This window comes from Providencia sp. PROV261, assembly GCF_028477945.1.
In the GTDB taxonomy this organism is placed as follows: Bacteria; Pseudomonadota; Gammaproteobacteria; order Enterobacterales; family Enterobacteriaceae; genus Providencia; species Providencia stuartii.
Map to the genome: position 1 here is coordinate 1 of NZ_JAMPMC010000057.1, position 12,502 is coordinate 12,502.

Consider the following 12,502-nt stretch of genomic DNA (forward strand, 5'->3'; position numbering starts at 1 on the left):
CCCGCAATTGCTATTTTCAAAACTGACCTCTCAAATCCATCTTAGTGTATGACAAGGGATCCTTCATCAGCGACAAATTACAGGTGATAGTATGACTGATACCAGTCAACAAACGCCTGCACCCCTTGCTCTATCGAAACTTGTGGGCGGTATCCCGTAACCTTAAATAAGTCTTCGGTATCGGCCCATGTGGTATACACATCCCCAGCCTGCATCGGTAAAAAGTTTTTGATTGCCTTTTTGCCCAGTGATTTTTCAAGTGCAGTAATAAAGTCAGTTAACTTCACAGGCTGACCATTACCGATATTGTATAAACGGTATGGCGCACGACTTTGTGCAGGTGAAAGAGAACCATTTTCTGGGTCTGCTTGTGGGATTATATCGGAAATACGGATAACCCCTTCCACGATATCATCAATAAAAGTGAAATCACGGCTGAGATTGCCGTTATTATAAACATCGATAGGCTCGCCCGCCAAAATTGCCTTAGTAAACTTGAATAAGGCCATATCCGGACGCCCCCACGGACCATAAACTGTAAAGAAACGCAGACCAGTGGTTGGCAACTGATAGAGATGTGAATAGGAGTGTGCCATCAATTCATTGGCTTTTTTAGTTGCCGCATACAAAGAGACTGGGTGGTCGGTCGGCATATCGGTACTAAATGGAGTTTGCTCACTCATGCCATACACAGAGCTAGAAGACGCATACACAAGGTGTTTGACATTTGCCTGTCGGCACCCTTCCAAGATAGCCAAATGACCGGAAAGGTTACTATCTGCATAAGCAAATGGATTTTGCAATGAATAGCGAACTCCTGCTTGAGCAGCAAGATGGATCACACGGTCAAAATCTTCTTGGGTACACAACACCACGACTTTTTCACGGTCGGTAATATCAAGTGGAATAAAACGAAAATGAGGGTATTGCTCAAGAATATGTAGACGAGACTGTTTCAGACCCTGATCGTAATAAGCATTCATGTTGTCGATTCCAACAACCTCATGACCACTATCTAATAAACGCTGACATAGTCTAAAACCGATAAAACCTGCACTACCAGTAACTAAATATTTCATGTTAATTATCTTTTAGTATTAAACCATTCTCACGACTCAATATAAGCCGCATTCAATATCCATTTAGAGTTAAGACCTGTAAATGTAACAATGGTTTTATTTCTAAAGAAATAAAATAATGCTCTCAGTGAGCTATTCGAAAGTTTCTGGTATGGCTTGTGATAGTGCAGATTGATTAATTTCACTTAATGTCGGTGCACCCGCGGGGCCTTGCTTACTGACAACGATGGCAGCAACTTGGTTACCAAAGTCAACACAATCGCGTAATGACCAGCCTTGGGATAATCCCGCCAATACTCCTGCGGTATGTGCATCCCCAGCACCAATCGTATCCACAACGGCAATTTGGTATGCAGGCACGAACAGTGGCTGTTGATTCGGTTGACATAGCCAAGCACCTTGGCTATCCAAGCGAACAATCAGCGTAATACCACGACGATACGCATACTCCGCTGACAACCTTACAAGGTCACCTTCACCACAGAGGAAACGCGCCTCATCACGGTTGACCGTTAAAAGGGTTCTATTGGCGGGTAATTGCTGTAAGAAATTCTGAGGAAGCGCTGCAAGTCTTGGCCCTAAATCTAAAACGAGGGTTTGTGTTGGGCAGTCATTCAGCAACCATTGTTGTAACGCTTCCCCTTGCAAGCAGCCTAGTTCGTAGCCGCTCGCATAGATAATACTGTCGTTCGGTAAAGCGAGAGTTTGTAGCTCCTCCCTATTCCACTCTTCTTCACAACCCGCGATAGAAATAAACGTCCTTTCGCCGTTAGGCTCTGTTAATGCAAAGCACCAACCATTATCTTGGGTTTCGCTAACGAAAAAAGGTGACACACCAAGCTCTGATAGCGCTTGGCGAACTCGCTGTCCCCATTGTCCATTGCCCACACGAATACCATTAATTATAGGGAGTTGTAGACGAGCTAAAGCACGAAGAACATTAAATGCACAGCCACCGATTTGCCAGCCGTGATCGTGGGCTGCGATATCTTCACCACTACGTGGCATTCTCGCGACGCTTAAAACGCAATCACCAGCAGCAGCCCCTATCACGGCAACGGTACGCATGATTAATCTTTCTCCGCTGAATGACTAAACATCAAGTATAAGCCGTAAAGCAAAAAGCTTAATACAAATGAAAGAAGAATGGATAAACTAGAGCCTTCAAAAATCCCTGTTGCCCAAGGCCCTTTAATAAACTCATTATCACTGACTAACAAGCCAGCCAGCGCACCTAACAGCCAGCACAGCAGCGGTATCCAACGAATTCCTGCGTTCGACTGACCAAACAGTTGCTCAAACTTATAACCTTGGCGACTACGCAATACGGCATAATCCAACATAAATACCGCTTCCCATGAGGCTAAGAACACGCCACAAAATAGTAAGAAAGCAATAAATGAATTAATAAATTCGCCTGAAATAAATAGGATATAAATCGCCACACCCATGACTAAAATAGCATCTATTGCGACCGCATAAACTTGGCGAATTTTTATGCCAATCGTCAGTAAGTTGAGACTCGCAGAATAGAGGCTTAGTACCGCAATAGTAATAATACCCGCAGTTGCCGTTAATAAATAAGGGATAGACATCCAACTTGGCAGCTCTGCACCAATTAACGCAATCGGGTTTTCAGCGGAAGCTAATTCCGGCAAGCGTGCCGACAGCAAAATCCCTGTAAATAACAGAATAAATAGCGGTAGCATCGCTCCAAATGTGACGGCATTAAAAATAGATGATTTTGATGACCGTTCGCTTTGATAACGGCTGTAATCTGCTCCTGCAATCCCCCAGCCAATACCTGTTCCTGCCGCAATAATTGAGACAGCAGGTAAAAAGCCCGTTAGCCAGCTACCAGAAGGCATGGATAACACTGCCTGCCAATCTGTATGCCAAATAATATACAGCGCGGCAATCAAGGTCATGGTGCCAAAGATACGCGTGATCCAGCTTTGCATAACCACAACCGTTGCTTGCCCGAGTAGGCTAATAGTGATAGCTAAACCACCAAATAACACCATACAGACAACGGTTAATGTCACTGAATCACTAAATCCAAGCACCTGAAAAAGCGCCTTTAATGTCAGTGTCCCAGTGATCATGTTGATGGCTTCCCATCCCATCAAAGTGACCCAACTGAAAAATGTCGGGGCTATATTCCCTGTTTTGCCGAAAATGGTTCGCGAGAGTGTTAGTGTAGAGGTGCGGCCTTTTTGGCCTGATAAACTGATGTAACCAACTAATGCGAAGCTGGCTATACCGATAATCGCCGCGAGCAGCGATTGCACGAAAGAGAGACGAAAAGAAACAATAATTCCGCCATAAACAATACCGAGGATCCCGATATTCGCGGCAGACCAGATCCAAAATAACTCAAGAGGAGTGGCTGTTCGCTCATGCTCAGGTACGATATCAATACCTGTATTTTCGATTTTCCATGCTTCATTTTTTTGTGCAGCGTCAGGTAGTGCACTCATTCAACTCTCCTTAATGACGTAAGGCGCTGAGTATTTTTGCGTAGGGATAAAAATCTATATTATTAGAATTGTTAATCATTGCAATCCATTCTTCAGGAAAAGATTGAATACCTGACAAAGCTCCCGAAATCGCTCCGGCCATAGCACCAATGGTGTCCGTGTCTCCCCCCAGGTTGGCACAATATTTCGCACACATGACAGGATCACCATTTGTTAGGTCAACTATGGCCAGAGCGCAGGGAATAGACTCTATCGTGTCCATACCGGCCCCGATAAAATCGTACAGCTCTTTAAGTGTTGTTTGAGGAGAGCATGTTTGCAACTCGCTAGCCTTCTTAAAGGCCAATAAAATTCGTTGGCCTAAAGATGGACTAAACGTTGAGGCATATAACTGTTGCACCTCATCGGCGAGTAGTGGAAGTTCTTGTTTTATTTGAGGCCATGGAGTTTGCTCGATAGCTCGGCTAATTGCCCAAGCAATGACACAGGCACCTGCAATCGCAATGTCCGACTTATGTGTCGGGATACAAGCCGCTTCAACGGTTTTTATAAATTGATTGCGATCAGCAGTTGAAGCAATGCACCCTACAGGGGCTATCCGCATTGCCGCACCATTGGTGACACCATTTGACACAATATCGTTAATTGGAACGCCTGCTTGAATAGCTAATAGAGATTGCTTGGATGTTGGTCCAAAAATATTTTTATCAAAGGCATTAATGCGGTCTGCCCACGCTAAAATATTTTGTGCAACCACCTTCGGCTCTACCTGACCATGACAAGCGATAATCGCATCCATTAACGCAATTGCTTGATGAGTGTCATCCGTCACTTCACCAGCACGAAACCCAATCGCGGCAATATTTTCGTCTGGCCCTGGTAAAAAGTGATCTATCCAGCCGAAAAATTGTTGAACTTTGTCTTGGCGCCATAGTTCAGAAGGCATGCCCATGGCATCCCCTGTAGCCTGACCATATAAGCATCCAAGTATCGCCGCTTCAATGTTGGGTTTCAGGCCCATTTTTACTCCCAGTACTTTCCTTAACAACACTAATTATATTAGCAGCAATTAAGTCCAATACCAGTCCAATCAGTTAAAAAATAATGCCAATGTAAGTCCAATCGATGATATTATGCATATCCTGAACTCTGTTATAAACTTAATTTGTTGAAAGTTTTATGGAAAAATACAATGCAAGTACGCTTTCTTGAATGGATTAAGAATCAACTAGATGTGAATTCCACAATGCCTCTGTATCGCCAATTGCAACAAGCGATTGAATCCGCGATTGAGCACAAAATTGTGGATGCAGGCGATTATCTTCCAGCAGAGCGCTATCTTGCACAACAGTTAAATCTTTCTCGAGTGACAATCAGTAAAGCAATGCAATCTCTTGAAAAAAAGGGAGCCGTTGTTCGGCAGCAAGGGGTTGGTACTCAAGTCGCAAAATATCTAGGTTATTCGTTATCACATGAAAGTGGTTTTACCTCTCAAGTGATTAAAGCAGGTGGTACAGTCACCACACAGTGGTTATTGCGCACACTCACCGAAGCAACGGCCGATATTGCCGCAAAATTAGGTTTAGCTGTTGGTAGCCAAATCGCGCAATTAAGGCGTATCCGTATCGCAAATGGTCAGCCTGTTTCTTTTGAAAATAACTATATTCCTGCTCAATATCTTCCTGAACCGGAAAAACTGACCGATTCTCTCTATGCCCTATGGGGAAGCCAAGGTATCACTTTCAATCATGTGCAACATAAAGTGAAAGCGATCAGTTGCAATGAAGAGTATGCAAATTGGTTAAACACAACGGTAGGGGCTCCATTATTACAGGTGAAACAAACTAGCACCCTGCAAGGTGGTGTGATCATTGAGTACAGTGAAATCATCTGCCGTGGGGATATCTATGAGTTGGAGTTTAATTCACCATAACGCTTGGCGTGATCTTATCCACGAACACGATTGATAATTTAGATTACTTAAACATTTACCTTTATTCTAATTAATAGTCGTTTTTACGATTAAAGAGAGGGGGTAAATCATGCAGGTTTCTGCTCGTAACCAATTAATCGGTACAGTTAGTGAAATTAAAGAAGGTGCAGTTAACAACGAAGTGGTGCTCAGTTTAGGCAACGGAGAACAACTTACCACCGTCATTACCTGTGAAAGCTGCAAAACCTTGGGGTTAGAGGTAGGCAAAGAGGCGGTCGCTATTATTAAGGCCCCTTGGGTGGTACTCGCCACACCGGACTGTGGTTTGCAATTTTCAGCCCGTAATCAATTCAACGGTAAAATCAGCAATATTATTGAAGGCGCCGTCAACAGTACCGTTCTCCTCGTCACCGATAAAGGTGTTGAGCTAACCGCCGTGATCACCAATGAAAGTCTAAAAGAGATGGCGCTCACGAAAGGGGTCGATATCATCGCCTTAGTGAAAGCCTCTAGTGTGATCCTCGCGACTCGCCAGTGATTGCCGCGGAGATAAAAAATAGCGGAGCACAGCCCCGCTATTTTCCTACCCCTTATTCCTCGACGTTTTTATTCGCCGCCTGTAATGTGTGATAGATGTAGTGGTGATAACTCTCTAATAATTTTTTATCTTCACAGTCATCTAACTTGCCATCACACAAATGACGCATCTTAATATTCGCTTCATAGAACGGAGAAACATGTAAATTTGCGCGCTCTAATATTATCCCTCCAAGGAAGGCAATATCGGTTAACGGACCCGTTTTAATCTGATTACCCGATTTCAAATTATCACGTAACGTAAATTGTGTGATAAAGGCGGGGTTAGAAAATTCAGATTGATATTGATTTAAGCTGATCCCCGGCTGGTGGTCACCAAAATATAAAAACATTAATGGACGTTCGCGCTTCGCCATAAATTCGACAAAATCGCGTATCGCGTTATCAGACGCGACGATTTTTTCCATATAATGACTAAATTCACCAACGGAGTCTGCATTTTTTACCTTCCCTTTTAAGCCATAATCATCATGATGGCTCTCTTTATAAGGGCCATGCTCATACATGGTTAACGAGAAAATAAATACTGGTTTATCAGTCTCTTTTGCTAAGATTTCTTTGACATATTTCAGCATATCTTCAGTGCTGATCGTCCATAAGTTATCTTGTAATTTTCCTGGGTAACCCAACTCTTGAGGCTGAATAATTCTATCGACACCTAATGTTTGATAAGCATGGCCTGAATGGTAAGCACCACGGTTAAATGGCGTCAGAACGACGGTATAATAACCATTGGCCTTCATCTCTTTAAACAAGCTGTTATTTAGATGGTCGACAATAAAGTAAAAGACACCACTTTTTTGCGAGCCAAAGTCATCACTGTTTAGCCCTGTTAAAGCGGCAAATTCAGATAACCAAGTTCCTCCCCCGAAAGTTTGCACTCGCATATGGCTATGCGCGATCAACTCGTTATCCTGTTGAAACATAAATAAATTGGGTAGTTTAGTGCCGTCTGGTAATTTATAGATGCTTGGGTTAACAGTGGACTCTTGTAATAACAATAAGATATCCGGTTTTTCTGTTATATCAGATGCGGGTAATGATACCGTTGCCGCTTTTTGTATAAAATAATCAGATGAACCTTTAATTTGGGGGGAATGGTAATTTGAATTTTTCGCCGACATAACCAAGTTGGTAACGGTTCCTCTACCTTTAGGTAAAGTCTCCGTCCATTGGTTGTAATAATGGGAGGCCGCAAAGCTCGCGCCAAAATAGCCACCAACGCCAAGTAATATGCCGATTAATCGCCAAGAAAATGTTTTCGTTGGGCGTAATAGACGCCAACTAAGCACTGCATTAATGATTAACAAAATCAATAATCCGATCAATGCAACGCCAGCTAACCAATAATGCCCCAAGGTTCCCATATTTGACGTATCCGTCATGATATTAATATCGGAATAAAATAATTGCTCTTTATAATAGTGAACTTTGAGTTGGTTAAGGAATTTAATAATAATAAACAGCGTACTGGTAACAACGGCAGAAAATAACCATCTAGCTGAGACAAGATAGAGTACCCCAAAGATAATGGCATAAACACTTACCGAGATCAATCCGGGGTAAATCACACTCGTTTTCTCGAAGACTAGGAAAAGGGAAGCAATGAATATCAGTGTTAGATAAACGGCGGAAAATACTCTTTTCTTCATCGGGTTTACCACAAAATATGTAAGTATCGACGACCTCCAACAGATAAAGGCCGCCACAGACTGGCTATTTTAACTAATTTAGACGATAAATCTATTCAACAAAAATGCCTTTATCTCGTAAAAAGTGCCCATCGCCTTTGCGTCTAGTGAAGCCACTTCTATCGAAAAACTCAAGAATTTGAATCGCCAATTTCCGACCAATCCCTAATTCATTGCGAAAATCAGCGGCGCCTATTTCGCCTTTATGCGTACAGTAACGCAAAATAAGCTCGGCAAATTGCTTTATTTGGTCACTACTGTAGTAGCGGTCACGGATAATCGCCGTCACTAGCCCCATTTGTGCCGCTTTTTTCATCGCACGTCGGACTGCGTCTTCATCATGATTGATTTCTTTAGCCAGATCACGGACCCACCAGGCCTCGGCTCGAGGGAATAAAGGCGCTATTTGTTGCCAAATTTGTTGTTGTTCCGTATCAAAGACTAACCCATGTTGTGGCATGTGTAGCCAACCACGGGTCTGTTTAATACGCTCATCAGCAATCAACTCATTAATTAATTTAAAAACTAATGATTCACTTACTGTCGGTAATGCCATGCGTTTTAAGCGTGCTTTCCCAACCCCAATTTGGTCACTGTGCACTTCATGGAAATCTTCTAATGTTTGAACGAGCCGTTCTTTCGCCACTTGGGCTTTAAAAGCAGAAAGAGCCAAATCCCCTACGCGAACGAGTTCAACCTGTGATAATAGCTGTTCAAGGGCGGGCGGGGTTAATTGACGAGCCCAACTATAACGCTTTAAATCTAACTCACCATTAGGTAACTGTAATTTCAGATGGGTAAGTTCATCATTTGTCATACAGAGGCGAGTTAACCATTCAATGAATTCAGGTAATCTCTTACCTCGACGTGGAGAGGTAAGCCGGATCACTCTTGCTGACGCCAGTGTTTCTCGCGCACTAATATCACGAATGATGAGGCGGTCATTATCCACAAGCCACAACGGTGTATCGAGAATGAGTTCCGCGAGTAAGGGCGTCGAGCCAAGTTCGGTTAATAATGAGACTCGACCTGTAATATGGCTCGCACCATGGTATAAATGGACCGGCTGCCAATGTTTAATCACCGAATCACACTCTAATTCAACAATCACTCTTGTTGCCGCAGCGAAAGGCTTCTCTGATAGCAGCCAATCACCACGTGTAATCGCCGCTTTATCAATATCTCCAGCTAAATTGAGTGCAACCCGGTCACCCGCTTGAGCTCGCTCTGCTGGCTGATTTTGGCGGTGGATCCCCCGAATACGAACAGTGGTGTCAGCGCCCGTTAACCATAAAGTATCACCAAGCTGCACTTGCCCTGCTAAGGCCGTGCCTGTGACAACAATACCGGCCCCTTTGACATGGAATACACGGTCAATCGCTAAACGAAAACGTTGTTGACGATTTTGGTGATCGGCTCTTTGCTGGTGCAATTGTTGTAAATAAGCCTGTAATTCCGCGATTCCGCGTCCATCGTTGGCCGAGGTCACAAATATCGCAGCGTCAGGCCAACCTTGGTGCTGTAGCTCATTTTTCACTTGCAAAGAAATGTGTGCAATTCGCTCTGCATCAACTTTATCTGCTTTCGTCAAAATGGCTGTTATATTTTGGCAACCAGCTAAACGTAAAATCGCTAAATGCTCTCGCGTTTGCGCCATGACCCCATCATCACAAGCAACCACCAGCAAGGCATGATTGATCCCGCCGACCCCCGCTAACATATTCCCTAAAAATTTTTCATGTCCGGGAACATCGATAAAACCGATTGAACTACCATCTTGTTGAGGCCAATAAGCATAGCCGAGGTCGATGGTCATACCCCGTTTTTTTTCTTCGGGTAAATGCGCCGTATTCACCCCAGTGACTGATTGAATTAGCGATGTTTTACCATGGTCAACATGGCCAGCAGTAGCAAAAATCATGACAACAATACCTGCAATAATCCATGTTCATCATCTAAGCAACGGAGATCTAGCCATAATTTGCCCTCTTTTAATCGACCAATGACTGGTTGGTCGGTGTGACGCCAACGTGCCGTCAGTAAGGCCAACGTATTGCCCCGCCCATCAAATGGCGTAAACGTCACGGCATAACTCGGTAGCCTATCAATCGGTAATGAGCCGCTACCAATTTGGGATAAACAAGGCTCCATTTCTACGACAAATTTATCGCCATAGAAGGCTTGTAATGGAACGATCAAACGTTCAGCTCGCGCTTTGATTTCATCGGCACTACGTGTTAACCAGCGTAGTGTTGGAAGCTCCGTGACCAGTTTTTCGGGCGTTAAATAGAGTTTTAATGTGGCCTCTAATGCGGCTAATGTCATTTTATCAGCACGTAAGGCACGCTTAAGCGGGTGCTTTTGAATGGCTTCAATCCACTTTTTCTTCCCGAGAATAATCCCTGCTTGCGGCCCTCCCAGTAGCTTATCCCCAGAAATAGAAACAAGGTCAATCCCTTGAGCTAGGTACGTTTGCGGCATTGGCTCGGCAGGTAGTCCATAGGCGGTCATATCGATCATTGATCCGCTGCCTAAATCAATTGCGGTCGGCAACTGATGCTGTTGACCTAATTCCGCCAATTCAGCGCCTTCAACTTCTGCGGTAAACCCCTCAATACTGTAGTTGCTGGTGTGCACCTTCATCAATAACGCGGTTTGCTCATTAATAGCGCCCGCATAATCACGCAGGTGAGTACGATTGGTTGTTCCTACTTCGACTAATTGGCAACCTGCTTGTGCCATCACGTCCGGTACTCGGAAAGCACCGCCTATTTCAACTAATTCGCCACGTGAAACAATAACTTGCTTGCCTTGAGCCACCGTCGCCAAAAGCAATAATACGGCAGCAGCATTATTATTCACAATGCAAGCATCTTCGGCGCCCGTGAGTTGGCATAGCAATTCAGCCAAAGCGCGATCACGATGCCCTCGCGTCGCGCCATCAAGAGAGTATTCCAAAGTCACAGGTGAGCTCATCACCTTATTAACGGCAGCAATCGCTGAAGAGGCCATCACCGCGCGACCAAGGTTGGTGTGCAGCACCGTTCCCGTCAGGTTAAACACGGGTTTTAATGCGCTTTCTTGTAAAGCACCATGGCGCCTAACCAACTCAGCAACCCAATCAGGATGCCAAGCGGGCAACTGACTATGTTGTCGGATATACTCGCGAGCTTGCTGTTGCATCTCTCGCAACTGCTCGGTTACCCAGTGGTGTCCTGACTCGATGACGAGGGTTTGCACCTCGTCAAGTTGGAGGAGTTTATCAACAGCAGGAAGCTGGCGGTATAGTTCGGCGGTGGAGTCTGCCATCGTGATTACTCTCTTTTAGTGACTATTTTTCACCGGGAAATAAAAATGGGTTAAGGCTACTACGGACAAAGCCCTCTTCTTCCATCCGAGCATCTAGGATGATAGACGCCAGATCATCAGCAACGGCTTCGACTTTCGCATCTTTTTCTTGATAAAGAATTTTGAGATAACTACCGCAGTCACCACAACTTTCTGCTTTTACCGCAGCATTTTCATCATCAAGAGACCAATAGTGGAGATCGCGAGTTTGTTCACAGTTACTGCATTTGACACGTACCATATGCCATTCTGTTTCACACAGGTTACAGTGCAAATAGCGTAGGCCTTGCGTTGTGCCAATTTGTACAATGCTAGACACAGGCATGCTGTTACAAACGGGGCAGAAGTGGCGATGATCACCATGTTCAGCGCGCGCTTTTCCGGGAATTTGTGCTGCCATTTGTGCCCAATACACAGACAGTGCCGCCCAAATAAACATGGATTTATCAGCGGGAACCTTCTCAAATTGCTCGTTAAGTAGCGCAGTCGCCATCTCTTCAAGCTCATTTTCAGACGCCTTATCGAGATTCTCTAATGCAGGGCGTACTGACTCTGGAACCACTGGTAATAATTCAGCAATAATCGCATTTAATAACTTATGCCAATGGGCTATACGTGGGAATGTTTTCGCCTCAAGAGGCGGATTATTGGTCGCCGTTGCGCGCTCTAATACCGCATTCATATCCATTTCTAAAGGATTATCATGCTGCGCATTGTTTTGTGCTGTTGCCACTTCCGCTGCAAAATTAAGATAATCTGCAAAAGGATGTTCATCCACACCCAGTGCTTTTAATCTTTCTGCGCGTCGTTGATACAGATTTTTTAAATTCGGGAATAGGACAGGCGGGATAAAACCAATACCTTTTTCTTTTAGTCTTTCTTGCCCTAATTCTTCTTTAGGGACGATACGAATACCCATCGCATTGCTCTCTTTCAAATTTTTAAAATGATAGCTCTAGGGGATTTCCCTAGAGCTATCTATCGTATTGTATGCTTATCAGCGGAAATTGCTGTTATCTATCGCTCAGGATAAAACAAAAGTCGCTCAGTAGCCACCTTGTTCCCTTTGTATCGTGCGTATCGCCAGCTTTTTATATCAGAGCGAAGCAATCTTTATACCGTTTCTTTAGATGAGGTGATGTGGGGAAGGAAATGATGATATTAAAGATAATGGGTGATTTCACTACGCCTGAATATCACCCATATCGCGTTATATTTGTTAAACGGACTCAGACTAATTTGAATCAATAGGTAAGCTACTGTCTTCTTTTGCGAAATGTTGCCCCATGGTAAAAATCAAACATAATGGGATTAGGGTAATTAATAATGCGTACTCTCTCGCATAGTCAGGTGACTGCTCCCCGCCCTTTCGGA

At 44.1% G+C, this 12,502-nt stretch carries 10 protein-coding genes; 2 read left to right on the forward strand and 8 right to left on the reverse strand.

Annotated elements, in window-relative coordinates; all coding sequences use genetic code 11:
- Positions 1-77: 77 nt before the first annotated feature.
- The 4 genes from PR675_RS19955 to PR675_RS19970 all read right to left on the reverse strand — a co-directional run bounded on the left by PR675_RS19955 (position 78) and on the right by PR675_RS19970 (position 4,580).
- Entirely contained in the window at positions 78-1,079 is a 1,002-nt protein-coding gene (locus tag PR675_RS19955; RefSeq protein WP_004924190.1) for an NAD-dependent epimerase, read from the reverse strand.
- Positions 1,080-1,211: 132 nt separating this feature from the next.
- Positions 1,212-2,147 (reverse strand): PfkB family carbohydrate kinase, encoded by a 936-nt coding sequence (locus PR675_RS19960; RefSeq protein WP_061064534.1) that lies wholly within the window; start codon positions 2,145-2,147, stop codon positions 1,212-1,214.
- A 2-nt stretch (positions 2,148-2,149) separates the two neighbouring features.
- Positions 2,150-3,559, reverse strand: coding sequence for a purine-cytosine permease family protein (locus PR675_RS19965; RefSeq protein ID WP_004924182.1), 1,410 nt, complete (start codon positions 3,557-3,559; stop codon positions 2,150-2,152).
- Between the two features lie 10 nt (positions 3,560-3,569).
- Positions 3,570-4,580: an ADP-ribosylglycohydrolase family protein gene (locus tag PR675_RS19970; protein ID WP_004924178.1), complete on the reverse strand. Its 1,011-nt coding sequence runs from the start codon at positions 4,578-4,580 to the stop codon at positions 3,570-3,572.
- Between the two features lie 171 nt (positions 4,581-4,751).
- Here PR675_RS19970 and PR675_RS19975 point away from each other — a divergent pair, with 171 nt between their 5' ends.
- Positions 4,752-5,492, forward strand: a complete 741-nt coding sequence (locus PR675_RS19975; RefSeq protein WP_014657178.1) for a GntR family transcriptional regulator — start codon at positions 4,752-4,754, stop codon at positions 5,490-5,492.
- A 109-nt stretch (positions 5,493-5,601) separates the two neighbouring features.
- Positions 5,602-6,030 carry a TOBE domain-containing protein gene (locus tag PR675_RS19980; RefSeq protein ID WP_004924171.1) on the forward strand — a complete coding sequence of 143 codons (429 nt, stop codon included), beginning with the start codon at positions 5,602-5,604 and terminating at the stop codon, positions 6,028-6,030.
- Between the two features lie 52 nt (positions 6,031-6,082).
- Here PR675_RS19980 and PR675_RS19985 read toward each other — a convergent pair whose 3' ends face one another.
- From PR675_RS19985 to fdhE, 4 genes are all read right to left on the reverse strand, one after another.
- Positions 6,083-7,741: an LTA synthase family protein gene (locus PR675_RS19985; protein WP_061064535.1), complete on the reverse strand. Its 1,659-nt coding sequence runs from the start codon at positions 7,739-7,741 to the stop codon at positions 6,083-6,085.
- Positions 7,742-7,832: 91 nt separating this feature from the next.
- Positions 7,833-9,701 (reverse strand): selenocysteine-specific translation elongation factor, encoded by a 1,869-nt coding sequence (gene selB / locus PR675_RS19990; protein WP_061064536.1) that lies wholly within the window; start codon positions 9,699-9,701, stop codon positions 7,833-7,835.
- Positions 9,698-11,089, reverse strand: coding sequence for an L-seryl-tRNA(Sec) selenium transferase (selA, locus tag PR675_RS19995; protein ID WP_061064537.1), 1,392 nt, complete (start codon positions 11,087-11,089; stop codon positions 9,698-9,700). Before selA ends, selB begins: the two co-directional genes overlap by 4 nt.
- 22 nt (positions 11,090-11,111) lie before the next feature.
- Positions 11,112-12,047: a formate dehydrogenase accessory protein FdhE gene (fdhE, locus tag PR675_RS20000; protein ID WP_004924161.1), complete on the reverse strand. Its 936-nt coding sequence runs from the start codon at positions 12,045-12,047 to the stop codon at positions 11,112-11,114.
- Positions 12,048-12,502 lie beyond the last annotated feature (455 nt).

Bases quoted from the DNA above. Each gene is read 5' to 3' on its own strand.
- PR675_RS19970 (WP_004924178.1), bottom strand. From the start codon at position 4,580: ATGGGCCTGAAACCCAACATTGAAGCGGCGATACTTGGATGCTTATAT.
- PR675_RS19965 (WP_004924182.1), bottom strand. From the start codon at position 3,559: ATGAGTGCACTACCTGACGCTGCACAAAAAAATGAAGCATGGAAAATC.
- PR675_RS19980 (WP_004924171.1), top strand. From the start codon at position 5,602: ATGCAGGTTTCTGCTCGTAACCAATTAATCGGTACAGTTAGTGAAATT.
- PR675_RS19975 (WP_014657178.1), top strand. From the start codon at position 4,752: ATGCAAGTACGCTTTCTTGAATGGATTAAGAATCAACTAGATGTGAAT.
- selA (WP_061064537.1), bottom strand. From the start codon at position 11,089: ATGGCAGACTCCACCGCCGAACTATACCGCCAGCTTCCTGCTGTTGAT.
- fdhE (WP_004924161.1), bottom strand. From the start codon at position 12,047: ATGGGTATTCGTATCGTCCCTAAAGAAGAATTAGGGCAAGAAAGACTA.
- PR675_RS19960 (WP_061064534.1), bottom strand. From the start codon at position 2,147: ATGCGTACCGTTGCCGTGATAGGGGCTGCTGCTGGTGATTGCGTTTTA.
- PR675_RS19985 (WP_061064535.1), bottom strand. From the start codon at position 7,741: ATGAAGAAAAGAGTATTTTCCGCCGTTTATCTAACACTGATATTCATT.
- PR675_RS19955 (WP_004924190.1), bottom strand. From the start codon at position 1,079: ATGAAATATTTAGTTACTGGTAGTGCAGGTTTTATCGGTTTTAGACTA.
- selB (WP_061064536.1), bottom strand. From the start codon at position 9,701: ATGATTTTTGCTACTGCTGGCCATGTTGACCATGGTAAAACATCGCTA.